Here is a 26505-nt window from a genome sequence, read left to right on the forward strand (position 1 = left end):
AGATAATATGCAAGAATTAAACCGTTTAACTGTAATTGATTTTTTTTGTGGGGCAGGTGGTTTTTCTGAAGGTTTTCGAAGAGCAGGTTACGATGTAATAATGGGAATTGATAACTGGCAACCTGCGATTACCACACATAATTTTAATCACGGATTAAATGATAATATAAAAAGTGTACTTGATTTTGAGAATATAGAAGAAATAAATAAGTTGCCCGATACAGATATCATCATTGGTAGTCCACCATGCCAGTTGTTTTCTCTTTCTAATCAAGGAGGAAATGCTAATAAAGATTCAGGTATTAATTTAATTAAAACTTTTTATAAAGTAATTGCCGTAAAGAAATTTCAAAAGAATTCCAAGTTAAAAGCATGGTTAATGGAGAATGTCCCAAATTCACAAAACTATGTCCAAGAAGAATACACATTTGAAGACTTAGATTTAGCAGAATGGGCTCTGTCTCAAAACTTAAATCCCAAATCTATTGCAATAAGATCCAAGTATAATGGTGGTATTTTACACGCGGACGATTATGGAGCAGCTCAATCAAGGAGACGTTTTGTCAGTGGAGAAATAACAAAAACAGGAAATTTCCCTTTCCCTGATAAATTAAAACAAGAGAAAGTAACTCTAAATAAATTATTTAAGAACTTTCCCACCCCATTAGCCCATTCATCCTGTGATTTTATTGTGGATCCCAACTATCCCATCGAAAAGGTAAGTATTAAAGATTTTAAAGACCATTTTTATGATACAGGCGTCTATCAAGTACAGTGGCAAAAAGCTAGGGATTTAAAGCAAAGACATCCTTATATGGGGAAGATGTCATTTCCAGAAAATATGAATAAGCCAAGCCGGACAATTATGGCTACACAGTCAGCTAGTACTAGAGAGGCTATTCTATATAACTCAAATTGTAATAGAAAAGGTGACGGCGAGTATCGATTGCCAACTATCAGAGAAGCAGCTTGTATTATGGGGTATCCATTAGACTATCAATTCTTCGGTGATGAGCCTACAAAGTGGAGACAAATAGGAAATGCTGTTTGCGTTCAATTATCTTTCGCTTTAGCTGTGAAAATTTTAGAATTAATAAATTCACCACTTTTACCTGCTAAGAATATTGATAAAGATCTAAGTCAATTCAAATATTTGGATAATAAAAAGATTAAAGATTTCAATAATCCTCCCAAGCGAAGTGAAAAAGCATTATTTAGACAATTTCCTATTAAGTCAGGAAATATGACTGTTGACTTAACTAATAAAGTTAATGGAAAAGTTGGGAATTGGGGTGTAATCGCGCATGCTGGAACAGGTAAAGGGTTCAAAAGTATAATTATCTCCCGTTCTAATCAAATGGAAGCCAAAAAACTTCTTCGTAAATTAAAACCTGATTTAATAGAGGAACTGAAAAATAATGAAATTCTTAGAAAATACTCGACCAAACAATTAAATTTAGAAAACAAGAAGTATGGGTACTTTCTGGATGATATTTCACATCCATATTATATCATCAATTATATTGGCAAATTAATATACAACCATATAGAAAATGAAGACATTGAGGTTGATGTCTCTGGAACAGAGTTCACTCAACTTAAGGATAAGATTCCATTGAGCCAGTTAATGTCTATTTACCTAGTCCCGATAATAATTTACGGAAAATAATGAATGGAGAATGAAAATGAATCATGATTTAAATGAATTGATAAAAAATGGAAATATTGAAAAAACAACTTTAACAAAACGTCTGACTATTGGGAGTGAAACAAACGACTACCCAGTCTATAAATTCCCGTTAGAATATTTATACTATAATGATCAAAATGGTCGTATTAATACAGTTTACCATCAATACATATCAAATCATGGAAAATTAACACCAGAGATTGGAGAGTCAAAATATAATGAAATATTTGAAAAATTTATTTTTGAGTCTAAAAAGCAAGCTTTAAAGGATACTCAAGTTTCTATTTCTGAAAAAGGACAACAAGAACCTGGTGTAATTCTTTCCGACGGAAGAGTTATTGATGGAAATCGTAGATTTACAGCTCTCCGTAGAATACAAAAAGAAACAAAAATCCAACAATACTTCGAAGCTGTTATACTTTCATTTGATATCAGTAATAAAATTGATGAAAAGAAAATAAAAGAGTTAGAATTAGATTTGCAGCTTGGCCGTGAAGAAAGAGTTAGTTATGATCCAATTGATCGTATTTTTGATGTTTACAATACAATTGAAGTTCAAAAACTAATGACTCCTGAGGAATACAAAAAAGCTAGTGGTGCTGGTAACACTAAGGGGATTAACAAAGACTTACGACTCGCTAAATTGATTATCAAGTTCTTATCTATAGTCGCTCCCAACGAAAATCCTATTGATAAATTTTATCTTGCTAGAGAATTGAAGTTAGATGGACCTCTGGAAGATATTGAAAGAACAATTAACAAATTAAAAAAAGATAAAGAGACGATAACTCAAAATGTACTAACTATTTTAGCAGTACAGATTGCGAAGTCTGAAGTTGGTGATAGAGATATTACCAGAAAAATTCGAGATGTCAAATATAATATTTTAGATAATCCTGAAATGAAAGAACATTTCATAAGTGCTACTGATGAGCATGTAGATAATATTATTGATTTTTTTGAGTCTAATCCAATAGATCAGGCAAGTGATTTAAAAAATAATCTAAATAACAATCTTGAGATAGCAGAAATATCAAGTAAATTATTACAAACAACTAACAGATTATCAAACAAAGGCCAAATAACAGCAAATCGCAGACAATCCTTAGTAAAATTGCAGGAAATTAGAGATACATTAGAAGATTTATCTTCTGAAGATTTAAAAGAACTGTATGAAAAAGAATTTTTTGAGGCGAAAGAAATTCTTCAAGAAATTAGAGATTTAGCATTTAAATTATCCAAATAGAGAAAAGGGGAAAAGAAATGGTATTTTCTCTAAAACTTAAAAACCTAATACAACCAACATATCAAAGTGAAAATTTGGTTAAAGAATTCTATGAACCTGTACTATCTGAAGCTACTATTTATAGAAGAGTCTCAGCCTATTTTTCTAGCGAAGGACTAGGGTTATATTCAAAGGGGTTGGATAAATTATTTGGAAATAATGGATTTGCTCAATTTATAATTTCTACAGATATCTCTGAAGAAGATTTTAAAAAAATTCAAGAAGGATATGCTCTTAAAAATAGTTTAGTAGATTTGCCTACTCAGTTAAGACAAACTATTCTAAATGATCAAACGAAAGAATCGTTAGGTAATTTAGCATTCATGATTGCATGTAATCATGCAGAGGTCAAATTTGCAGTTATTCCTAGAGGACGAGGGATTTTTCATGATAAATTTGGTCTTATTGATTCAGATGATGAAACTGTCTTTTTTAACGGATCTGTTAACGAAACTAGAAACGGGTTAGAATACAATTATGAAAGTATTTCTGTAGATGTTTCTTGGGATTCAAGTACGAATGTTCAAACACGAATATTAGCTAACAAAAATAGATTTGACCGATTGTGGAAAAATGAAGAGAAAGATATTCTGACAATTGATGCTACAAGAATTGTTTATGATGAAATAAAAAAATACCAGCAATATTCCACATTAAATAAAGTTAAAGAAAATCAGTCAGAAAATAATATCTATTTTTATTTAAAAAGTGGAAATATAATTGTACGTCAAGATAACTCTTCTATACAGATCACAAGCTCAGATAGAAAACTAAAGCCTGGATCGGATTTGTCCAATAAATATTTTGAAGATGATAATTCCACTATCAAACCAGAATTTTCTTATATGGATATAAATTACATTATTAAAGAAACAAGGAAAAGATGTGATAGAAAAAATATTATAGTTGAAGTATCAGAGGAAGTACAAGAATACCTAAAGTCAAATCAATACTCGATTGAACAATATCGTAAGTTGGGAATTTATTTAAAATCACCTGAACAATATACAATTCATAGGGAACAAGAAAAGTTTGAAGAGTTTGTTTCTGTTGTTAGTTCAGAGGTTGTACGGCCGTTTAAAAAATTGCAACTTGAGGCAGCCTTCTACGAATACAGGATGGCTAGAGCTGCGAATTTTTCTGTGCCAGGTTCTGGTAAAACTGCTATGATTTTGGCCGTTTTTGCATTTTTGAATTCCTCGAAAGTTGAAAGTGAGCATGTAGATAATTTATTGGTTATTTGTCCTATTAATGCCTTCAACAGTTGGAAAGAAGAATTTAAACAAGTTTTTGGAAACAAGAAACAGTTAGAAGTAATTGATTGTCAAAGTTCCAAAGATTTTGATTACGATTTATCTTTGAACTGGAAAACATCAAATCTTGTATTAGTGAATTATGAATCGCTGACAAAATACAAAGAGAAGTTGCAGGAATTGTTGTCAATTAAGACAATGATTGTCTTTGATGAAGTTCATAGAATAAAAAATCCTTTTGGAGTTCGTGCTCAAGCTGCTTTAGAACTAGTTAAGGATTCAAGATTTAAGTTTGTTTTAACTGGGACACCTATACCTAATTCTTATCAAGATATCTATAATTTCCTCCATCTATTGTATTCAAATGAGTATAATTCCTTTTTTAGATGGAATTTAGATGAATTAAAAAATCCTAGTGTTAGGAAAATTGAAGAAATTAATAAAGCTTTAATTCCATTCTTCTGGCGCTTAAACAAAAACGATTTAGGAGTACCTAAACCAGATCCAGATAAATTTTTGGTTGTGGAACCTAGCGAAGAGCAGAAACAATTAGCACAGTCCATATACTATAACGAATCTTCGAGTTTGGCTAGATTGATTCGTTTAATACAAGCATCCACAAATCCTGAATTACTTAACAAAAAGATTGAATATAAAGATATGTGGTTTGCAGATGATAATGATCAAGATGACACCGTTGAAATATCGGAAGAAATATTTAATAATCGACTACAGAATACTTCTGACTCAGTAATCAAAGAAGCCAAAGGATATGATGAGTTTGACTTTTCTAGTATGATTTCTCCTAAATTTGAGAAAGGTATTGAAAAAATTCAAAAGCTCATATCTGAGGGGAAAAAAGTCATAGTCTGGGCAATATTTGTTGATACCATGAAAAAAATACAAAATAGGTTAGATCAAATTGGAGTGAAAGCTAATTTAGTGTATGGTGGTACGGACGTTTCTGATAGACAGAATCTCATTGATGATTTTCGATTTGGTAATACCATGGTTATGATTTCTAATCCTCAAACTCTAGGTGAATCAGTATCTTTGCATAAAGAAGTTCATGATGCTTTATATTTTGAATACAATTTTAATCTAACTTTTATGCTTCAATCTAGAGATAGGATTCATAGATTAGGATTAGAAGATAACCAATACACACGATATTATTATCTACAAACCAAATGTGAACCAGATGATAGTGGTGATCCAGGTTATATTGACCAACAGATTTATAAGAAACTGGAATCTAAGTCTAACATAATGTACAAAGCTATTGATAGTAATACCCTATCACCAGAATTTTCTCAGAATGAAATTGATGAAGCAATTAGTATTATAGATGAAGAAAGAAAACGTATTTTATCACACCAGAACTAAAATGAACTTTTTTACTCTCGAAATTTTCAAATTTTCTGACTCAGATAGTTTTTTTCTGCCATTAATATACTCTGTGCGTAATAAGAAATAAATAAAAACCTCCTGATTTATTCAGGAGATTTTTATTTATCCCCTCACAACCAGCCTTCTTCTTCGGCAGTTTTGGCTGCTTCGGTTCGGTTGCTGGCGCCTAGTTTAGAGAGGATATTGGTCATGTAATTACGGACGGTGCCGTTTGAGAGGTAGAGCTTATCCGCAATTTCTTGGTTGGACAGGCCTTGGGCAACTCCATGTAGGACAGCGACTTCTTGCTCGGTCAAGGGATTGGGATGAGTCATCATGACTTCCATCAGCTCTGGAGAATATTCCTTGCGTCCCTCTAACACCGTATGCAGGGTTTGCATGAGTTCGGCGATGCTTCGCTCTTTTAATACATAGGCGTCGACTCCTGCTTTGACCGCTCGTTCAAAATAGCCTGGACGTTTAAAGGTCGTAACGATAACCACCTTTGTTTCAGGCACTTCTTGTTTGATCCACTCGAGCGCTTCTAGCCCTGTCTTGACTGGCATTTCGACGTCAAGGATGGCAATATCTACTGCTTCTTTCCCCAAAACCTCAATAGCTTCAGCTCCATTTTTCGCCTGCAAGACAGTCTCCACATCTGGTTGAAAGCTTAAGAGCTGGCACATGGCATCTCTCAGCATACTTTGGTCTTCTGCAACTAATACTTTCATCTACTTTCTCTCCTTATAAGGCAGATGCACGCGCACCTCTGTGGGATCTTTCAAACTGACCAGCCCTACTTGACCTGAGAAGGCTGCTGCCCGATCACGGACTGTATGAAGTTCATTTCCTTTTACAGTTGCAAATCCTTTCCCGTCATCTCTAACTGTCAGGACCAATTCCTGATCTGTGCGTTCCAGTTTTAGATAGGCTTTTTCAGCGCTGGCATGTTTGATGATATTGGTCGCCAGTTCTAGCAAAATCATGGTGGCTGTCGACTCCACATCCTGGCTCAAGCTAGCCTTGTCCAACTGATTGTCAACCTCAACCTCAATCCCAGCAATCTCCAGCATCTTCTTAACAGTCTCAAGTTCTGAAGCTAGAGTCCGTGATTTCAGATTTTCCACAATAGTTCTCACTTCATTCATGGAATCCTTGCTGATCTGGTGAATTTCTTTTAATTCCTTTTCCACCTGTGGATAAGCCTCCATCTGAAATAACTGCAAGGCCAAATCTGTCTTGACACTCAGCATCGCAAAGGTATGTCCCAGACTATCATGCAAATCCTGACCGATACGACTACGTTCATTTTCAGCAAGCAATAGATTTATCTGGGCATTTTGCTTGGCCTGAGCTTCTTTCAAATCCTCCACAATACGAATCCGAACCAAGCCAAAAGTCATTAAATCGACAAAAGCAAGAATTACAAGTAGATAGAATAGATACTCAACTTCGATTCTCTGAAAAATCAAAAGTTGGCCCAAAACAAGGACTTGAGCAAGAAGAAAAGTCCAGACATGTAAAGACTTTAAACCACCTACGTTGAAATGATAACTTAAGAGATTGGATAGGAAAAAGAAAAACCAGATATAATTAACAGTAACAAAGGCAGTATTCCCAACTACATAAGTCAGCATGATCCCCCAGAAAAGCCAAGATAGGCGCTGGCTCTTAGTTGTTAAAATACCCAAATACGCCACTACAAATAGAATATCAATCAATAAATGCCAGGCAGAAAGCCACCCAGTCACTACAGGTAGGATGGGGAAAATCATAAAAATTAAACTGACCCAAAACATATAGTGTATGCTTTTTAGTCTTTCAAGCATTAAGCATTCTCCTTATGACCTTGAAGGTAAATGGTCAAACCAAATAAAACTGCTGAAAAAACAAGTAGATAAACTGTAGCTGATAGATTGATGCCATCCTCGTTTAAGAAGGTCTTGAGCAACTCCATCAACTGATAAGTTGGTAGGCACTTCCCGATTGCTTGCATCCAGTCTGGAAATAAAGAGATAGGCATCCAGAGTCCGCCTAAAACAGCCAATCCTAGATAGAGAAGATTGCCCACGACTGACATCAGCTGACTAGAAGGCAAGAGTGTCAAGGTCAAGCCAAGCGCTACAAAGGCAACACTTCCTACTATCAGCAAGAGCGCAGCCCCAACCCAGTTTCCAAGAGACATATCCACACCTCTTACAAAATGCCCAACTGAGAAAACAACCAGAATTGAGACCAAATAATCAACCATCATACTTGTTATCTTTGATAGATAATATTCTACCATATTTACAGGGCTATGACGTAATATTTTCTGCCAGTTGTTGATCTTATCGGTATGTAAAACAACTGGGAATGAAAAGATAGCTGTCGACATCATGGAAAAAGCCGTCATGGAGATGAGGTAGTCGCGCATAAAATTAGCCGGTCCACCTGGTGTGTCCTGGTACATACCTGAAAAGAATAAATAGAAGGCTGTCGGCATCCCTACGGATAACAGATAATAGACCAATTGTCGTTTGGTCAATAGAAATTCTATCTTGTTTAGTGCGATCCATCGTTTCATCTTAGTCATCTCTCTTTTGTGTTTCTTCAAAGATTGTATCCAACAAGCTACGGTTATTGACTTCAATTTCTTGAATCCTACATCCTGCTTGCACTAACAGTTGCCAAAAAGCATCTGCTTCGCGTGTGACTACTTGCAGGGCATCCTGTTTTTGTACCCAGTTTTCAACCAAGTTAGACTGCTCAATGATTTCCTTGTATGCTAGAGGAAGGATAAAGTGCTTTTCAATCTCCTCACTGCGCATGGCTAGAGGTGTTGTATCGCGAATCAACTCTCCCTTATTCAAGACCAAGATTCGGTCCGCTGTATGTTCTACCTCTTCGATATAATGGGACGAATAGAGAATGGTAACTCCCTTAGCTTTTAGCTCCTGAACAATTTCCCAAAAGCGTTGACGGGTTGAAGTATCCATGGCAGCAGTTGGTTCATCTAAAAAGACAAGCTTTGGTCGCCCAATCAAGGTCAAGACAAAAGAGAAGAGACGCTTTTGCCCACCTGATAATTTTTCTGCCAATTGTTCTTTTTGTTGCTTGTCAAACTGCAATAGTTGATCGATCTCCTGGTTGCTCAAGGGATTTGGGTAAATGCTTTGAAAGAAAGCAATCAACTCTTTGACCTTTAATTTCTGAACGATAACATTTTCTTGAGGCAGGTAGCTTCTAATATAGTCTAACTGAGAACTCGTCACTGGCAAGCCTTGGATGGATACTTGACCGCTGGTGACCAGTTTATCTCCAAGCAAACAGTCCAAGAGTGTTGTCTTTCCAGCACCATTGGGTCCAATCAATGCGACGCATTCACCTTCAGCTACCTCAAAGGAAATATCCTTCAAAATAGCCTTGCCCTTGATGTTTTTATTTAGGCTTTCTACCTTAATCATGTTCATGGTATTCTCCTTTCAGCCACTCCTTTCCCATCGGAAAAGCGATAAAAATCATAAATCCTAATCCCCAAGCACCGCGAATGACTTGGTGAAGGAAGGCTTGATCAAACCAACCTGTAAACATTTCGACCAACCATACCACTAGTGACAGTCCAATAAAGAGATAGAGAATCGCTTTTTTCATTTTTCAAACTCCTTTTTCACATCTGAGACCAATTTCAAACCTTCTCGGATCAACCAAGACATCATGCCAAATCCTGCAAATAGCTCCCAAGGAAAACGATAGAAACCTTCATCCAATCCTGAAAACATGAGATAAGTCATGACTCCTGCTGCTACTAAACTCATTGCGATAATTACTTTATGTTTCATTTTTTTCTTCCTCCATTTGATACATCTAGTATAATTCTTTAAAGGTAGAATCACTAGAAGCTTCTGTCATGAGGAAATATGACAAATGTCATTAAAAATGATGGAACAGAAATTACTAGATTGGATTGATTTTCTAGCACCTATCAGCTACTGGGTCCAAAACTCATTGCAAACCAAAAAGATCGGGAATCTTTTCCCGACCTCTTTCGTTTTCTATTTCATTCTTATTCCACACTGAAAAGATATGGATACACTGGTTGTTGACCTTGGTGGATTTCTACTTCAACATCTTCGAATTCTTCTGTGATTTCTTGGGCGATTTGGTTAGCCAATTCTTCACTTCCATCTTCACCGATATAGAAGGTTACGATTTCACTGTCTTCATCCAACATATGTTTCAAAGTTTCAGTCAGAGTTTGGTGCATATCAGGGTTTGATACGAGGATCTTACCATCAACCATACCCAGATTGTCATTTTCATGGATTTCCAAACCATCGATAGTCGTATCACGAACGGCTGTTGTTACACTACCACTGACAACATCGCCAAGGGCTGCAGTCATGCGTTCTTGGTTTTCTTCGATAGACTTGCTTGGGTCAAATGCTAGAAGACTAGTCAATCCTTGAGGAAGGGTACGAGCTTCTACCACTACTGCTGGTTGCTCCAATACCTCTGCTGCAGATTGAGCTGCCATAAAGATATTTTTGTTGTTTGGCAAGAAGATGATGTTGCGAGCATTGACTTGCTCTACAGCCTTGATAAAGTCTTCTGTCGAAGGGTTCATGGTTTGTCCACCTTCGATAACATAGTCCACACCTTGAGCACGGAAGATGTCTGCCAAGCCTTGTCCAGCTACTACTGCGATAAGGGCGTATTCTTTTTCTTCAGCTGGCTTGCTGACTTGAGCTGCTTCTTTTTCCACTTGTGCTTCGTGTTGGTTACGCATGTTATCGACTTTAACCTTAACCAAGCTACCATATTTAAGACCTTCTTGCATGACAAGACCTGGATCTTCTGTATGGACGTGAACTTTAACGATTTCATCGTCATTGACAACAAGCAATGAGTCCCCAAGTTCGTTCAAGTAGTTACGGAATTCTTCGTAGTCAAACTCTTTAGCATAAGTTGGGCCTTGTTTAAGAGCAACCATGATCTCCGTACAGTAACCAAAGGTGATGTCTTCTGTTGCCACATGTCCAGCTACAGACTTGTGGTGTTCGGCATTGATCATTTCACTCATGTTGGCTGGAGTAGCGACAAAGTCTTCAGACGCACTATATTCACCAGTAAGAGCTGAAAGGAAGCCTTCATAGATAAAGACCAAACCTTGACCACCAGAGTCCACAACACCAACTTCCTTCAAGACTGGAAGCATGTCCGGAGTCTTAGCAAGGGCTGTTTTAGCTCCTTCCAAAGCTGCACGCATAACCTCAATGGCATCGTCTGTTTGCTCGGCTTTTTTCTTAGCACCGATGGCAGCACCACGTGATACAGTCAAGATTGTTCCTTCAACTGGCTTCATAACAGCCTTGTAGGCTACTTCAACACCAGATTGGAAGGCAAGAGCTAGGTCTTTTCCTGTTAACTCTTCTTTGGTTTTGATGGCTTGTGAGAATCCGCGGAAAAGCTGAGAAGTGATAACTCCTGAGTTCCCACGCGCACCCATCAACAGACCTTTAGCCAAGATACTTGCAGCCTCACCAACTGTTGAAGCTGGTTTGTCTGCTACTTCTTTAGCACCATTTTCGATAGTCATTCCCATGTTTGTTCCTGTATCTCCATCTGGAACTGGGAAGACATTCAATGAGTTGACATATTCGGCTTGCTTGTTCAAACGAGTAGATGCAGCCTGTACCATTTCTTGAAATAAGCTTGTAGTAATATTTGACACGATTATTCTCCTACAACTTTGATATTTTGAATGTAGACATTCACAGTTTGAGCAGTGATGCCAAGTTGGTTTTCCAAACTAAAGCGTACACGCTCTTGGATGTTTTTTGAGACTTCACTAATCTTAGTTCCGTAGCTCAACACGGTATATACATCAACTGCAATGCTACCATCTTCGGCCGCTTTTACAACGACACCTTTAGAATAATTTTCCTTCCCAAGGAGGGCTTGGAAATTATCTTTGAGGGCTTTCTTACTTGCCATACCGACCACACCAAAAATCTCAGTTGCTGCACCGCCTACAACGGTAGCAATCACTTCATCTGTTAGTTCGATTTGACCATCTTTTGTATTAATTTTTACAGTCATTTTTTCTACCTCAACTAGTTGATACTCTATTTTATCATATTTCAAGCCAAGTGTAAAAGCAGAATACTGTATCGGCGGATATTTGCTCCTTTGACGAGACTTTTTGAGCTTAGAGCAAAAGAAAAAGACCTGATGGCCTTTTACTCTTTATTAAACGCGTTCTACTTTACCTGATTTCAAAGCACGAGCTGAAGCCCAAACTTTTTTAGGTTTACCATCGATAAGTACAGTAACTTTTTGAAGGTTTGGTTTTACGGCACGTTTTGTTTGGTTCATCGCGTGTGAACGGTTGTTTCCTGATACAGTCTTACGACCTGTAAAGTAACATACTTTAGCCATTTGTGTTTTCCTCCTATTAGATCTAATATAGCGGATGTGCTAGCACCACATACTGTACTATGTTATCACACTTTCTCTTTTTTGGCAAGGGGATTGGAAGATTTTTTTATTTAACGTAAACAACTCCTAATTTCCCAAAAGCAACGTCCCCACGGATAATCAAAGTTTTGCTGGTTGGGGCTACAGGGGCATCTGCCTTGGCTGCTCCACAAAAAGTCTCTACCTTTAGATCTACTCTCCAGTGTTGAGGCACATAGATAACTGCATTCCCAAATCCGACTTCTATCTTCAAGGTTGCGCTATCTCCTAACATCTCTGCATTGTCATAATAGATTTTGGCATTCCCAAAACCGACCTCAAACTCATCTTCTACCAATTCTTGGTCTTGCTTGTAAAATGTACCCGCCCCAAAAGCGACTTCCTTGTCTGTCAGAATGGTCTTTTCACCGTCATACCACCATTTTTTTCCATTCCAAGTTCTGTTAGTATGAGTCAGCATACTTACTCCAAGCACGATGAGAACACTCGCCCAGAACAGTGATTGATTGGGAATCGGTAAAATGTTATAAAAATGATTAGCAATCATGAGGGCCACTAGGGCTGTAACGGAGGCTGAAGTGAAATGACGACGAAGCAAAGCCTCAACTGATTGGTAGGCAAAAAATCCAATACCAATCAAAGGCCAAATGTGCCCTCCCAGAGAAGGGATTCCAAAATTCCCCTGCAATAACACTAAAGCTGCCAATACTAGCAACACAATACCAAATGCTTTCTTTTTCATGTTCTTACCTCATGTTTCTTAGATTTTCTTTTAGGAGGGATTGGTAGTGCCGTGACACGTGCACCTCCTTGTGAGTCTGATAAAAGGAAATAGTTCCTGTCCCTGAAAAGGACTTGTCAACCGAGTAAACTTGCCGAATATTAGCAATGGTCGACTTGGACACTCGACTGAAATAGCGTGGCAGGATAGACTCCAACTCATAAAGCTTGAGCCGAACCTCGTAGGCTTCTTTCTGGGTATGGGCGTAAATCTTGCTACCTTCTGTCTCAAAGAAGAGGATTTCTGCCAAGTCTAAGTAGTACTCACCCGTCCCCTTGTAAAAGATCAACCTAGGAGCCTTGGTTTCTTGCAACAGTCGTTGCAAGTCAGCTATTTCATCTGTTAGGGCTGCAGCCTTGATGACAATCTCTGTCTCAGTTAATTCACTATCAATCTCGATTCGTAACTTCATCCTATCTCCTTTCTGCATCTACTATACCAAAGGCCAGAAGACTTTACAAGAGCAAAAAAGCAAGTGGTCATTTTTGCCCCGTAAGTGGTTACGAGGCCAAGCCCACTTGCTTTGCTTCTTACAAAATAAAGAAAAGAATTCCCCAAAGGAGGCCACAGGCGTAGCCAACTAAAACATCCTTGGGATAATGAACACCACCTAAAACCCGCACAAAGCCGAGAAGAGCTGATAAGACCAACAAAACCAACCCCACAGGCAGATTTGCATGTAAGCAAGCCATGGAAATGATGGTTGCTGAAAAAACATGGCGGCTGGGCATTGAATTTCCAGAGCTGTCCTTGTCTAGTAGCGGGACAATTTCCCAGGTTTCATAAGGACGTGGTTGATTGATCCACTTACGAACAAGCGTCAATAGGACAAAGCCAGAAGCTGGCACTAAGATATAAGCATAAAGGTCGTTCCCAACCCCTTTACTTAAAAAGTTTGTCCCCAACAAGGTCAAGTAAGCTAAGGGCATCAGAACTGTCATCATACGATTAAAGACTCGCATCAATTGCAATAGTTGTGGATGTCGAAGAAGACTTGATTTCCTCTTATCGTACCACTCTTGATAGTTTTTCATGTCTATTTCTCATACTTTTCTAGGACCTGCTGGGCTGTTTTTCCCTTGGCAAGCCAGTCTACTAATTTGTCCAGACGACGGATTTCCTGCATCAGAGGATCCTCAATTTCCTCAATACGAACCCCACAAATCTTTCCTGTTATCGCAATCCGTTCAGGAGCAGAAGACGGTGCCTGTCGAAAAAAATCTCCGTAGGTAAGGTCCCTATCCAGACAAGCAACAATATCACTCACTTCATAACCTGTCAGCCAACTGGTCACTTGGTGAACGGACTCTGCCCTTCCACCCTTTCGCTCAACCTTTGCAATCAAGGCTGGATAGACCGCAGAAAATTTCATATTGTATAATTTCTGACTCATACTTTCCTCTTTCTATTATACCAGTATAAAGAAGAAAAAGAAGGCCGTCAAGCCTTCTTTTGGATTATTATTCTTCTGCTTGGTCTTCTGTAAATTGACTATTGTAGAGGTCAGCATAGAAACCACCCTGAGCCATAAGCTCCTCATGATTTCCTTGCTCGATGATATTTCCATCTTTCATGACAAGAATCAAATCAGCATTACGAATAGTTGACAAACGATGGGCAATGACAAAGGACGTACGTCCCTCCATCAAACGGTCCATGGCTTTCTGAATCAACTCCTCTGTACGTGTGTCGACTGAGGATGTCGCTTCATCAAGAATCAAGAGCGGAGCATCCTTGAGAAGGGCACGAGCGATAGTCAAGAGCTGTTTCTGTCCGACTGACAAGGTCACTGTATCATCTAAAACAGTATCGTATCCATCTGGTAGGGTCATGATAAAGTGGTGGATTCCTACTGCTTTTGCTGCTTCAATCATTCGTTCATCACTAATCCCAGTTTGATTGTAGATAAGATTATCACGAATGGTTCCTTCAAAGAGCCAAGTATCCTGTAAGACCATTGAAAAGGCATCGTGTACTTCTGAACGTTTCATAGACTTGGTATCCACACCATCAATGCGAATGCTTTCCTTATCAATCTCATAAAATTTCATCAAGAGATTAACAATAGTCGTCTTCCCAGCTCCAGTCGGTCCGACAATGGCAACCTTTTGACCCGCATGAGCTGTCGCAGAAAAGTCATGAATGATGGTTCGCTCAGGAGTATAACCAAAGGAAACTCGGTCAAAGACCACTTCACCCTTCATGTTGCTTAATTGTGTTTCCTTATGAAATTCATCTTCCATCTCAGCTTCTCCTAGAAACTCAAAAACACGTGTCATGGCTGCACTGGCTTGTTGCAAACTTGTAATCCCTTGGGCAATCTGTGATAAGGGTTGTGAGAAGGTACGAACATAAACCATGAAGGCTACGATGATACCGATACTGATATGTCCTTCAAGAGCTAGAACTGCACCGACGATGATCACCAAAACATAGCTAAAGTTCCCAACAAAGATCATTGCTGGCATCATGATTCCAGAAATAAATTGAGATTTCCAAATACTATCATGTAGGTCTTGATTCAATCCTGCGAATGTTTCTTTAGTAGTATCCACAGCGTTATAGCTGGTCACCACATTGTGACCTGAGTACATTTCTTCCACATAGCCGTTTACAGCTGCTAGATTGTTTTGTTGGGCTTTAAAATAACCTTGTGACTTGGCCATAATGACTGAAACAGCTGCAAAACCTACAAGTGTTGAAACAACTGTTACCAATGCCAAAATCCAGTTCATGCCAAACATGGTAATCAAAACAGCAATCAGTAGAAAGCTAGCTGAGAGAACCGTTCCCAGACTTTGGTTGAGGGACTGAGCCGCCGTATCGACGTCATTGGTTACACGAGAGAGAGTATCTCCTTGAGAATGACGGTCAAAATAAGCAAGTGGCAGACGGTTAATTTTTTCAGCGATAGCTGTCCGCAAGCGTTTTGAAAAATGTTGGATACTCGTTGAAAAGATATAGGCTTGTGTATAGTTGAGAATGGCACCAAGCACATACAAAACAGCTAAAAAGCTGGCGATGCTAGACACAGCTACCAAATCGATTTCTGTAGCCAAACCGTCTGAAATCAAGTTGGTGATTTCCTTAATCTTAGTTGGTCCATAAACAGTGATAATACTTGAACATATAGCAGCCACAACTGCAACTAGTAGGGGAAGTTGGAGACCTGCTAGAAAAGGTCTACACTGTTTCCATAAGGACATTTTCTTATTTTCCATGTTCCAATTCCTCCTTCGATAGTTGTGAATAGGCAATTTCTTGGTAAACTTCGTTGGTTGCAAGAAGTTCCTTGTGGGTGCCTTGTCCCACAACTTTACCCTGATCTAAGACTAAGATCAAGTCAGCATCCATGATTGTTGAGATACGTTGGGCAACAATCAACTTGGTCATAGATTGGGTTTTTTCAGCTAGTTCTTGGCGCAAGATACGGTCTGTCTTGTAGTCCAAGGCTGAGAATGAATCATCAAAAATGAGAATCTCTGGCTTACGAGCCAAGGCACGCGCAATGGCCAAACGTTGTCTTTGTCCTCCTGAAAAGTTGGTCCCACCTTGGGCCACTTCCGAGTTTAGACCTGCTTCCTTATCTTCAATAAAGTTTTTAGACTGAGCCAACTCAAGAGCTTGCCACATAGCAGTCTCGCTTAGTGGGCTTTCTTGACTTTTACCGAAGTCTAGATTCCCCTTGACATCTCCTGAGAAGAGAACAGCTTTTTGTGGGATATAGCCGACTTTATTCCGCAAGTCTTCCAAGTCATAGTTCTGTACATTGACGCCGTCTACTAGGATTTCCCCATCTGATACATCATAAAAACGAGGCAAGAGGTTCACAAGCGTAGATTTACCAGAACCAGTTGAACCGATAAAGGCGACCGTTTGACCAGCTTCTGCCTTGAAGCTGACATGTTCCACAACTGCTTCTGAGTTTTTAGAATAACGGAAGGTTACATCACGGAATTCCACTTGACCTTGAATAGATGAATCTGCCGTCTGTGGTTGACTAGGATTTTCAATAGAAGAATGCAAGTCTAGCACCTGATTGATACGTCCTGCAGAAACCAAGGTACGAGGAAGGACGATAAAGAGGGCTCCCATGAGCAAGAAGCCCATCACGACCTGCATGGCATAAGACATGAAAACCACCATATCACTAAAGAGTGGTAGACGGTCTGTCAGGCTAGCATCATTGATGATATAGGCACCAATCCAATAAATAGCTAGACTCAAACCACTCGAAATCGCCATCATAATGGGATTCATAATAGCCATCAAACGGTTGACAAAGAGATTGAGACGAGTGACCTCATCATTGGCCTCTTCAAATTTCTTATCTTGATAATCTTCGGCATTGTAAGCACGAACCACTCGAATCCCTGTCAAGCTTTCACGAGTGATACTATTGAGTTTATCTGTCAATTTCTGGATGACAGATTGTTTTGGAAAGGCTAGCGTCATGAGAACAGTTGTCATCAGAACATTGACGATAACAGCAACCACTACTGCCCAGAGCCAGTATTCAGATTTGCCAAGGATTTTTCCAATGGCCCAGATAGCCATAATAGGCCCTCGAGTGACCACTTGGAGTCCCATAGTAAAGAGCATTTGAATCTGCGTAATATCATTGGTCGTCCGAGTCAACAGACTAGGAATAGAGAAACGTTTGATTTCTGTCTGAGAATAATCCAAGACACGATTAAAAATATCACTACGCAGATGAGCCGTGTAGGATGCTGCAACACGAGCCGCAAAAAATCCAACTGTGACAGATGATAGAAAGGCTAAGAGTGACAAGCCCATCATGTTCATAGCTGGTGACCAAAGTGCATCCAACTGCGTCCCTGGTGTCCCAAGTAATGCTGTAATTTCTGAAATGTAAGTCGGTACTTCTAACTCTAGATAGACCGAGAAACAGGTAAAGAGTATGGTCAAGAGAATCATTCCCCACTCTTTTCCTGTGATACGCTTAGCGAGTTTCTTCATCTTCCCCTCCTATTTTTTCTACATTGGCTTGTAGTTGCCCCATGACTTCCTCAAAAATAGCTAGTTTTTCCTCAGATACTCCATCGAGTAAACTGCGGTCAATTCGATCAAAGAAAGACTTGACCTGCTTCATTTGAGAGCGAGATTTTTCAGTCAAATGAACAAATTTTGCTCGTTTATCACTTGGACTTGCCTCCAACTCTACCAAACCATTTTGCACCATGCGCTTGACTAAATTACTAGCAACTGACTTGGTGACATTGAGTTCTTGTTCAATATCCTTAATGAGCGTCAACTCTTGATCATGCTCACGACGATCTAAAAAACGGAGGACCTGTCCTTGCGGTCCACCCATAAATTCAATACCACAACGCTTGGCTTCCTTTTGCACCATGAGGTGAACCTGATGCCCAAAACGTTTAAAGACCAACATCGGTTTATCCATGCTTACTCCTTTCTAACCATTGCATTTAGTTCTCCTAGGAACTAAATAAGTTTCCATGAGAATTATTTTATCATTTTCAGAAAAGATGTCAAGAAAAAAGTTTCCATGAGAACTATATCGGTATAAATTGACATCAGCTTTTATTTTATCTATAATAAACACTATCTCACAAAGATACGAATCCAGTTTACTAGAAATGAGAAATTCACACATGAAACAAAAAGAACAGAAACTCTTAGGAATCCTTGCCATCATCTTTGGAGCCCTGGCGCTTCTTGGTTCTTGGATACCTATCGTCAACATCCTATCATTTTTCCTTGCCATTGCCACTTTGATTTTAGGAGTTTTTGGCATTGCCATCAATCTCAGAAACCGTAAAACATTGGCTATCATCGGGACAACCTTAGGTCTTATTTCCATTGTCCTTGTTTTAATAACTCAAGTTCTATCTACTAATATCTTTACTGATTTCGCCAGAACCTTTAGTCACCCCTATAGAAACATCACTTCTTCAACTGATGCTGAGGATTATGGTGAACTTCCTGATAGTAGTATAGGCGAGGAAGATGACGAGGAGGATACTGAATACTTCACTTGGAGCCAGGAACAGTTTGATGCCTTGGTAGAAGGGGACACTTCTGATAGTGGGAAAGGTGGCAGCAACTACAAAGATATTATCAGAAAACACGGAATCCCAGATTCAGAAACAGATTCAGTTATGGGAGACTATGAAATAAAAAGAATCACCTATCTCTCCATCAGTTCAGACCCTAAGACAGTTGTGCTCACGTTTGTTAAGCAGGAAAATGGCCAGTTTCTTCTAATCCGTAAATTTGCTGTCGGACTGGACCGAAAAGAACAATCTGATTCTGGAGTGAAAGTTTAACATAACTAAAAAGGTACTGGGAATAGCAATCGATAGACCAAGTCTCGATTTCTAAATCCCAACACCACGATATTTCCACAATCCATTGGATTATGGACAATCATAGATTACTAATAACGTTTTGAGCAAAAGAGATTTTCGTCTCTTTCCTGCCCTTTTGTCATCACAGGATAAACAAACCCCTTGAAAATATTGAATTTTCAAAGGGGTTATTTTTATTCTTAGAATCCGTCTACGTTTGTGTAGATTTTTTGTACGTCTTCGTCGTCTTCAAGGACTCCGTAGAGTTTTTCAAATGTTTCCAAATCTTCACCTGACAACTCAACTTCTGATTGAGGAATCATTTCCAATTCAGTTACTTGGAATTCTTCAATACCAGATTCACGCAAAGCAACGATAGCCTTGTGAAGATCAGTTGGAGCTGTGTAAACAGTGATTGTTCCTTCTTCTGCTTCTACATCGTCTACATCGACATCTGCTTCAAGCAAGAGTTCAAAGATAGCATCAGCATCATCACCTGCAAAAACGATAACACCTTTGTTGTCAAAGAGGTAAGATACAGAACCTGAAGCTCCCATGTTCCCACCGTTTTTACCAAAGGCAGCACGCACATTGGCAGCTGTACGGTTAACGTTTGAAGTCAAGGTATCAACGATCAACATAGAACCATTTGGTCCGAATCCTTCGTAACGTCCTTCTGTAAAGGTTTCGTCTGTGTTTCCTTTTGCTTTATCGATTGCTTTATCAATAACGTGTTTTGGTACTTGCGCTTGTTTGGCACGATCGATAACGAATTTCAAAGCAGTGTTTAGTTCTGGATCTGGCTCACCTTTTTTAGCTGCTACATAGATTTCTACACCAAATTTTGCATATACTTTAGAGTTAGCTCCATCTTTAGCCGTTTTCTTAGCTACGATATTGGCCCATTTACGTCCCATTAGGAATCTCCTTTTTTCACATTTTAATCTTTCTTATTATAACACAAGTCTACCTGATTTTCACTAGAGGAAATGGATTTTTCTTTTGTAAATTAAGCTAGGATTTCCCGCCAGTAGCCAAGAGTTTTTTGCCTTCTTTGATCCATGGATGTTTGGAAAGTGAGAAGTAAAGTTGGGCAGTCATAACTAGCCAGAGAAGGGGCTCACATAGAATCACACCTGTATAACCTGTCCAAGGAATAATCCAAGCCACGAAAATAATTTTACCAAAAAACTCGATAAAGCTTGATACAAGTGGCAAGAATTTTTGACCGAGACCCTGCAAGCTATTTCTATAGATCAATAAAAGACTCAAAAACGGATAGAATACAGAACTGATGCGTAGGTACAAAGCCCCATTTTCAATCAAGTAACCGTCTGTCGAACTTGCCAGGAAAGAAACTAGGCTAGGGCTTGCAAAAAATAGGAATACACAAGCAAAGCTTGCCCAAGCCATACTGATATAACTCCCTAGTCGAAGACCGTGGACAATGCGATCTGGACGTTTTGCACCAAAGTTTTGAGAGATAAAAGTGGTCATAGAGGCAGAAATTGCCGTCATTGGCAATAAGGCAAAGGCCATGATTCGGCGTGCTGCTGTCTGAGCACTGATAATGACTGCTCCAAAACTATTGACAGAGAATTGCAAAATAACACTTCCGATAGAGACGATTGAACCCATCAAGCCCATGGCTAGCCCCTGTTCCAAGAGGTCGACATAGAGGGCCTTATTCCATTTAAAATCCTTCAACCTAGGAAGGAGCTCTGGAACACTCTTTCGGATATAGAAATAACAAAGGATAGCTGACAAACCCTGGGATATAATGGTTGCAAGACCAGCAGATTGAACACCTAACTGCAATTGTGTAATAAAATACAAATCCAGAATGACATTAACGATGGCTGAGAAAATAAGAAAACCAAGCGCAGCAAGACTATCGCCAACAGAGCGTAGCAAACCTGCAAAAAGATTATAAGCAAAGCTCACTCCCACACAGCTAACAATCATGGAGATATATTCATAGGACTGAGGGAGAATTTCTGCAGGTGTTTCTAGGTACTGTAAGAGTGGATAAAGACCGAAAAAACCCATCAACATGACAAGACCACTCAGGATGGCACCCAAAATCCAAGTCGCCGCGACAGCTTCCTTAATCTTAGCGAAATTACGAGCACCGTAAAGACGAGCGATAACAACTCCCATCCCATTTCCAACTCCGAGGGCAAAACCGATAATTAAATCAAAAATGGCTGTCGTAGCTCCGACTGCCGCCAAGGAATCTTGTCCCAAAAAACGCCCTACAATCAAAATATCAGCTGTATTGTAAAGTTGCTGAAATATATTGGACAGTAGAATCGGTAATGCAAAACTAATTAGCGCAGGAAGGATGGGACCATGAATCAGGTCCACTGTTGATTTTTTATTCATAAGGCTATTATATCAGCTTTCTAGTAGGGGAACAAGGGAGTTTGGATAAGAAAGCGTTGCCTAGATACAAACAATCTGGTATAATCGTGACAGAAAAGGAGGCTATGTATGAGCTTAACAAGCCAGTTAATTACAGATGTATTCCCAGACCTTGAGAAAGTTGACCAATTAAACAAGGAAGCCTTTCCTGAAGAAGAACGCGTCTCCTTGGAAGAATTTTTAAGTTACCAAGATAGGGATGACGCTCACTTTTTCGCTTTCTATAACGAGGAAGAATTTGTCGGCTTCGCTTTTGCCATTTCCAACCAAAAAGCTTTCTACATTAGCTTTTTTGCCATTATGCCCCATCTCCGTAGTCATGGCTACGGGAGAGAAATCATTGAAAAACTCATTGATTTTTACCAACGTACCATGATTCTTGAAGTGGAGCGTTTGGATGAGGATTGTGATAACCTCGAACAACGAAAAGCTCGCATGGACTTCTACCTACAAAATGGTTTTAAAACTGCCAATGCCTTTTTAGAATACGAGGGTATGAGCTTTGAAATTCTCTATCGTGGTGACCATTTTGATGAAGAAGCCTATCGCAATATCTTTCAAAAATTGCAAGAAGAGAATTACTTTGACTTCCACATCGAGTACCGTCGCTTTAGTGAACACTAATCTAGATTACAACCTTGAATCTCCATTAAAGATTTGTAATTTTCTCTATAACCGATTTACAATCACCTGTTGCAGGTGATTTTTTATTTTTCCCAAATAAGATGAAAATTTGAAAAAAACTATCCCTAGCTCATAATAAATAAGGCTGAAACAATTTTGTCTCAGCCTTATCATGATTTATCTTATAAAGATGCACTAAGTTTACGCTTCTGTTCCAGCTTCTGGCATGATGAGCCAAAGAATGAGGTAAGCAAGAATTCCTGATCCACCTAGCAATGTGAAGAGAATCCAAATAGCACGAACCAATGTTTGGTCCATATCTAAGTAGTCAGCAAGACCTGCACAAACACCAGCAATCTTTTTATCTTGAACATTACGAACTAAACGTTTTTCCATAATAATCTCCTAATACTAATTTTTCTTTTAATTTATTTTATCATCAAATCAAATCTTTTTCAATAGTCTTTCTACTTTTTATCTGAAGATGCTAGCTTTAGCAATTCTTAAGCTCTCATTGTTTCATACTCTTCGAAAATCAAATTCAAACCACGTCAGCTTCACCTTGCCGTACTCAAGTACAGCCTGCGGCTAGCTTCCTAGTTTGCTCTTTGATTTTCATTGAGTATCAGTTCCTTAGTCCATAGAACAGAAAAAGTGGGGATTCCTCCGCCACTTTTACTTTTTAATCTTCAATTTCGATTTCAAGATCATCGCCAAGATCAAGAGTCACTTCTTGGTTAGCTACTTCTGATTCCGCAGGTGCAACTTTTTCATCAGCTACTGCATCATCTTCAATCAAGCCAAACTTGACACGAACTTGGTGGTCAATCTCGTCAAAGACTTCTGGGTGATCTGCCAAGTATTTCTTAGCATTTTCAGAACCTTGACCGATCTTTTCGTCTTTGTAAGAATACCATGCTCCTGCTTTCTTAATGATGTCAAGATCACTTGCAATCTTCAAAAGTTCACCGGTTCTTGAAATTCCTTCACCATACATGATTTCAACAAAGGCTTCTTTAAATGGTGGAGCCACCTTGTTTTTAACAACCTTAATCTTGGTTTCCTTACCTACGCTCGTATCTTTTTGGTCACCAGTTCCCTTGATTTGTGTGCTTCCACGAACATCCAAACGGACAGAAGCGTAGAATTTAAGGGCACGTCCACCAGGAGTTGTCTCTGGATTACCAAACATAACCCCTACTTTTTCACGCAATTGGTTGATGAAGATAGCAATTGTCTTAGTCTTATTAATAGATGCCCCGAGTTTACGCATAGCCTGGCTCATCATACGAGCTTGAAGACCAACGTGGCTATCTCCGATATCTCCATCGATTTCTGCACGAGGTACAAGGGCAGCAACTGAGTCGATAACAACAAGATCAACTGCACCTGAATCAATCAATTTCCCAGCAATTTCAAGACCTTGCTCCCCTGAGTCTGGTTGTGACAAGAGCAATTCATCGATATTAACACCAAGTGCTGCTGCATAGGCTGGGTCAAGCGCGTGCTCCGCATCGATAAAGGCTGCAATTCCGCCTTCTTTTTGTGCTTGCGCTACCGCATGAAGGGCAACCGTTGTCTTACCTGATGATTCTGGCCCGTAGATTTCAATGATACGTCCCTTTGGATAACCACCTGATCCGAGTGCGATATCAAGAGCCAAAGAACCTGAGCTCATCACTTGGACCTTTTGCTCTGCACGTTCCCCCAAGCGCATGATTGACCCCTTACCAAAGTCTTTTTCAATCAATTTAAGAGCATCGTTCAAGGCTTTTTCACGATCAGCACCAAATTTTTTGCCAATTTCGTCTAATTTTTTTGTTGGTTTTTTCGCCATTTTATTCTCCTGTATTCTAATAGTCCTTAGACCTTCTTCTATTATAACAAATCTCCAGCACTTAATAAAGCTTTGCGAACTAGGTTAAAAGCATGTAAGACTGCAATTTCTCGAACATCTGCACGACTTCTACCTGCGATATTGGCCTGGATAACTTCTGTCCCCGAAGCTTGCGCCAAAGCGATAAAGACTGTACCTGCTGGATGACCTTCTAGGCTATCTGGTCCAGCCACTCCTGTCAAACTAATTCCAAAATCTGACTGAGTCTTGATTCGCGCCTGTTCAGCCATTTTTTCAGCAGTAAAGGCTGAGACAACTCCATGCCCTTCCAATTCAGCATGTGGAATATCAAGCATCTTAGCTTTTTCTTCAAGGCTATAGGTCACAAAACCACCTTTAAAGATAGCAGATACACCTGAGAAATCAGCCAAAGTAGCTTGAAAAAGACCTGCAGTCAAGCTTTCTGCTGCAGTGATAGTTTTCTTTTGCTTTTTCAACTCTTCTACTACCAGGCTAGCCAAGCTGGTTTCTTCCCCATAGCCATAGCAAATTTCTCGAAGTGAAACACCCTCAAAAGTTTCTCTTTCAAGGATTTTTTGTTCTAAAGTATCTAGAACACGATCCGCTTCTTCTTGACTCTTAGCCTTGGTCGATAATCGAAGGGTCACTTCCCCAGTTTTAGCATAAGGCGCCAAGGTTGGATCCGTCTGCTGGTCAATCAAATCTGATAGAATGGTCACTAGCTGGCTTTCACCAATGCCAAAGAAACGAAGCACACGTGAATAGAGCTTAGATCCCGTTGTCAATCTTGGAAGCAACTCATTTAAGACCATAGGTTTCAATTCACTTGGAGGCCCTGGTAGAACGACGTAGGTTACCCCAGCCACCTCGATCATGCCACCGACTGCCAGTCCTGTTTCGTTTGGTAATGGAGTTGAACCTTGAACGATTTGAGCCTGGCGTTCATTATTTGGAGTTCTAGCATAGTCTGGTCGGTGAGCAAAAAAGTCATCTAGCTTAGCCTGAGCCTGAGGATCAAAAGTCAAGTCACGTCCTAAAAATTGGGCCAAAGTTTGCTTGGTCAAATCATCTTCCGTTGGCCCCAAGCCACCTGTTAAAATGACTAGACTACTGCGATTCTGAGCAATTTCTAACAAGGATAAGAGACGAGCCTCGTTATCTCCTACAGCTGTCTGAAAATAGACATCTACACCGATTTCAGCCAACTTTTCAGACAAGAATTGCGCATTGGTATTGACAATTTGTCCTGTTAAAATCTCTGTTCCAACAGCTATAATTTCTGCTTTCATTTTTTCCTCCTACTTACCTATTCGGATTTCTTTGAAAAAATCGCAGGATAATTCCTACGATTTGATGAATAGTTTCCTATTATTCTAACTCTTCTACTGCAACACTAGTAGATTGAGGCAACTGACCCTGACCATAAAGATTCTCATACAAGACTACGTTAGTCTCCAAATTCGTAACCTCTGGTTGCCCGAGCGAACGGCGTAAAAGATTTTGCATCTCTAACATATGCTCAGATGTCACGATTTGGTAAGATGTCCCTTGAAGCATTGCATCCTCTCCACGCAATTGTTGAGACTCAATATTCTTAAACGAATCTTGATAACCCATCAACTGAGGAATGGTTGTCGTTGTAATTTCGATATTTGTCTGCATATTGTCACTAAGAGCCTTCAGAATCTCTTGATAGTGACTCACACTGTTCAAACTAAGAATCTTCTCGACAACTTTTTGAATCACTTCACGCTGACGTTTTTGACGACCATAGTCTCCTTCTGGATCCTGATAACGCATACGTGAATAAACAAGGGCTTCTTCACCATTTAGCTTCTGTTCACCAACACCGATAGAAATTGTATTAAATGGTTCCTGATCTTGGATAGAGATTGGGAAACCTAGAGTGTTGTTCACTGTAATTCCACCTACTGCATCAACCATTCTTTGAAGTCCATGCATGTTGACCATCACATATCGGTCGATATGGATATTCATCATTTTTTGAATCGTTGAAATAGACAACTCTGCTCCACCATTGGCGTAGGCGGCATTGAGTTTTGCCTCCATTACACTACCATCTGGCTGCTGGATTTGTGTGAGAATATCACGCTCCAAACTCATCATGACTGTCTTCTTGGTTTTAGGATTCACCGTCACCAAGATCATTGAATCACTATTACCAGCCCATGGATCTGTACGTTCAACATTCCCTGTGTCCACTCCCATAAGCAAAATCGTCAGAGGTTCGGTCGCTTCAATGACCTTGGTTTCTTCTCCGATTTTTTTATAGGTTTTAGCCAAAGTCTGCGTACTCTGTTGGTAGATCGTATAGGCATAAGCTCCCACACCAAGTACTGTCACAAGAACAAAGCCTAAAAACATTCCGATTATCTTTTTTGCCATACTC

The 26505-nt window shown here is 39.4% G+C and carries 27 protein-coding genes; 5 read left to right on the forward strand and 22 right to left on the reverse strand.

The window, feature by feature from the left end:
* Positions 1-7 precede the first annotated feature (7 nt).
* Genes AC3E7H_RS03360 through AC3E7H_RS03370 form a run of 3 tightly spaced genes read left to right on the forward strand, consistent with a single transcriptional unit; the run spans position 8 to position 5614 of the window.
* Complete coding sequence (locus AC3E7H_RS03360) at positions 8-1669, forward strand: DNA cytosine methyltransferase (RefSeq protein ID WP_075227869.1); 1662 nt, start codon at positions 8-10, stop codon at positions 1667-1669.
* A gap of 16 nt (positions 1670-1685) precedes the next feature.
* Complete coding sequence (locus AC3E7H_RS03365) at positions 1686-2936, forward strand: ParB N-terminal domain-containing protein (protein ID WP_075227870.1); 1251 nt, start codon at positions 1686-1688, stop codon at positions 2934-2936.
* Positions 2937-2953: 17 nt separating this feature from the next.
* Entirely contained in the window at positions 2954-5614 is a 2661-nt protein-coding gene (locus AC3E7H_RS03370; protein WP_075227871.1) for an SNF2-related protein, read from the forward strand.
* A 134-nt stretch (positions 5615-5748) separates the two neighbouring features.
* On the opposite strand, the gene AC3E7H_RS03375 is transcribed toward AC3E7H_RS03370, so the two are convergent.
* The 16 genes from AC3E7H_RS03375 to AC3E7H_RS03450 all read right to left on the reverse strand — a co-directional run bounded on the left by AC3E7H_RS03375 (position 5749) and on the right by AC3E7H_RS03450 (position 18282).
* A complete protein-coding gene (locus tag AC3E7H_RS03375) occupies positions 5749-6348 on the reverse strand; it encodes a response regulator transcription factor (RefSeq protein ID WP_006154868.1) in 600 nt (199 codons plus the stop codon).
* Positions 6349-7446, reverse strand: coding sequence for a sensor histidine kinase (locus tag AC3E7H_RS03380; RefSeq protein WP_490676100.1), 1098 nt, complete (start codon positions 7444-7446; stop codon positions 6349-6351). It lies immediately after the preceding gene.
* A complete protein-coding gene (locus tag AC3E7H_RS03385; protein WP_490676101.1) occupies positions 7446-8183 on the reverse strand; it encodes an ABC transporter permease in 738 nt (245 codons plus the stop codon). Before AC3E7H_RS03385 ends, AC3E7H_RS03380 begins: the two co-directional genes overlap by 1 nt.
* Before the next feature lies 1 nt (position 8184).
* A complete protein-coding gene (locus AC3E7H_RS03390; protein ID WP_490676102.1) occupies positions 8185-9069 on the reverse strand; it encodes an ABC transporter ATP-binding protein in 885 nt (294 codons plus the stop codon).
* Positions 9056-9250 (reverse strand): hypothetical protein, encoded by a 195-nt coding sequence (locus tag AC3E7H_RS03395; protein ID WP_004250555.1) that lies wholly within the window; start codon positions 9248-9250, stop codon positions 9056-9058. Before AC3E7H_RS03395 ends, AC3E7H_RS03390 begins: the two co-directional genes overlap by 14 nt.
* On the reverse strand, positions 9247-9438 hold the full coding sequence (locus AC3E7H_RS03400) for a hypothetical protein (protein WP_490676103.1): 192 nt from the start codon (positions 9436-9438) through the stop codon (positions 9247-9249). The genes AC3E7H_RS03395 and AC3E7H_RS03400 overlap by 4 nt, the downstream gene beginning before the upstream one ends.
* 224 nt (positions 9439-9662) lie before the next feature.
* Positions 9663-11330, reverse strand: a complete 1668-nt coding sequence (locus AC3E7H_RS03405) for a DAK2 domain-containing protein (protein ID WP_490676104.1) — start codon at positions 11328-11330, stop codon at positions 9663-9665.
* A gap of 2 nt (positions 11331-11332) precedes the next feature.
* Entirely contained in the window at positions 11333-11698 is a 366-nt protein-coding gene (locus tag AC3E7H_RS03410; RefSeq protein ID WP_000216431.1) for an Asp23/Gls24 family envelope stress response protein, read from the reverse strand.
* Positions 11699-11848: 150 nt separating this feature from the next.
* Entirely contained in the window at positions 11849-12037 is a 189-nt protein-coding gene (rpmB, locus tag AC3E7H_RS03415) for a 50S ribosomal protein L28 (protein WP_001140948.1), read from the reverse strand.
* Positions 12038-12143: 106 nt separating this feature from the next.
* A complete protein-coding gene (locus AC3E7H_RS03420; protein WP_490676105.1) occupies positions 12144-12818 on the reverse strand; it encodes a LiaF transmembrane domain-containing protein in 675 nt (224 codons plus the stop codon).
* Positions 12819-12822: 4 nt separating this feature from the next.
* Positions 12823-13269 (reverse strand): LytTR family DNA-binding domain-containing protein, encoded by a 447-nt coding sequence (locus AC3E7H_RS03425; RefSeq protein WP_004250544.1) that lies wholly within the window; start codon positions 13267-13269, stop codon positions 12823-12825.
* Between the two features lie 118 nt (positions 13270-13387).
* Positions 13388-13891 carry a phosphatase PAP2 family protein gene (locus tag AC3E7H_RS03430; protein WP_490676106.1) on the reverse strand — a complete coding sequence of 168 codons (504 nt, stop codon included), beginning with the start codon at positions 13889-13891 and terminating at the stop codon, positions 13388-13390.
* A 2-nt stretch (positions 13892-13893) separates the two neighbouring features.
* Positions 13894-14250: a DUF2200 domain-containing protein gene (locus tag AC3E7H_RS03435; RefSeq protein ID WP_490676107.1), complete on the reverse strand. Its 357-nt coding sequence runs from the start codon at positions 14248-14250 to the stop codon at positions 13894-13896.
* A 67-nt stretch (positions 14251-14317) separates the two neighbouring features.
* The gene (locus AC3E7H_RS03440) at positions 14318-16078 is read right to left on the reverse strand and encodes an ABC transporter ATP-binding protein (RefSeq protein ID WP_490676108.1); all 1761 of its coding nucleotides are present in this window, start codon (positions 16076-16078) and stop codon (positions 14318-14320) included.
* A complete protein-coding gene (locus AC3E7H_RS03445; protein ID WP_490676109.1) occupies positions 16068-17837 on the reverse strand; it encodes an ABC transporter ATP-binding protein in 1770 nt (589 codons plus the stop codon). The genes AC3E7H_RS03440 and AC3E7H_RS03445 overlap by 11 nt, the downstream gene beginning before the upstream one ends.
* Positions 17821-18282 (reverse strand): MarR family winged helix-turn-helix transcriptional regulator, encoded by a 462-nt coding sequence (locus AC3E7H_RS03450; RefSeq protein ID WP_414320171.1) that lies wholly within the window; start codon positions 18280-18282, stop codon positions 17821-17823. Before AC3E7H_RS03450 ends, AC3E7H_RS03445 begins: the two co-directional genes overlap by 17 nt.
* Before the next feature lie 211 nt (positions 18283-18493).
* Here AC3E7H_RS03450 and AC3E7H_RS03455 point away from each other — a divergent pair, with 211 nt between their 5' ends.
* A complete protein-coding gene (locus AC3E7H_RS03455; protein WP_000810312.1) occupies positions 18494-19168 on the forward strand; it encodes a CD20-like domain-containing protein in 675 nt (224 codons plus the stop codon).
* Between the two features lie 221 nt (positions 19169-19389).
* Here the strand turns inward: AC3E7H_RS03455 and AC3E7H_RS03460 are convergent, their stop codons facing one another.
* Both AC3E7H_RS03460 and AC3E7H_RS03465 read right to left on the reverse strand, forming a co-directional pair.
* A complete protein-coding gene (locus AC3E7H_RS03460; RefSeq protein WP_000532896.1) occupies positions 19390-20106 on the reverse strand; it encodes a YebC/PmpR family DNA-binding transcriptional regulator in 717 nt (238 codons plus the stop codon).
* A 97-nt stretch (positions 20107-20203) separates the two neighbouring features.
* Positions 20204-21574: an MATE family efflux transporter gene (locus tag AC3E7H_RS03465; protein WP_490676110.1), complete on the reverse strand. Its 1371-nt coding sequence runs from the start codon at positions 21572-21574 to the stop codon at positions 20204-20206.
* A 108-nt stretch (positions 21575-21682) separates the two neighbouring features.
* Between AC3E7H_RS03465 and AC3E7H_RS03470 the strand changes: the two genes are divergently transcribed.
* Positions 21683-22237, forward strand: coding sequence for a GNAT family N-acetyltransferase (locus tag AC3E7H_RS03470; RefSeq protein WP_049528497.1), 555 nt, complete (start codon positions 21683-21685; stop codon positions 22235-22237).
* A 201-nt stretch (positions 22238-22438) separates the two neighbouring features.
* On the opposite strand, the gene AC3E7H_RS03475 is transcribed toward AC3E7H_RS03470, so the two are convergent.
* From AC3E7H_RS03475 to lytR, 4 genes are all read right to left on the reverse strand, one after another.
* Entirely contained in the window at positions 22439-22633 is a 195-nt protein-coding gene (locus AC3E7H_RS03475) for a PspC domain-containing protein (protein WP_049502854.1), read from the reverse strand.
* A gap of 286 nt (positions 22634-22919) precedes the next feature.
* Entirely contained in the window at positions 22920-24074 is a 1155-nt protein-coding gene (recA, locus tag AC3E7H_RS03480; protein WP_045762591.1) for a recombinase RecA, read from the reverse strand.
* A 41-nt stretch (positions 24075-24115) separates the two neighbouring features.
* Positions 24116-25384 (reverse strand): competence/damage-inducible protein A, encoded by a 1269-nt coding sequence (locus AC3E7H_RS03485; protein WP_490676111.1) that lies wholly within the window; start codon positions 25382-25384, stop codon positions 24116-24118.
* Between the two features lie 79 nt (positions 25385-25463).
* Positions 25464-26501: a glycopolymer--peptidoglycan transferase LytR gene (gene lytR / locus AC3E7H_RS03490; RefSeq protein WP_045762589.1), complete on the reverse strand. Its 1038-nt coding sequence runs from the start codon at positions 26499-26501 to the stop codon at positions 25464-25466.
* Positions 26502-26505 lie beyond the last annotated feature (4 nt).

The sequence above is a fragment of the Streptococcus sp. SCPM-O-B-15304 (M98) genome (genome assembly GCF_058200215.1).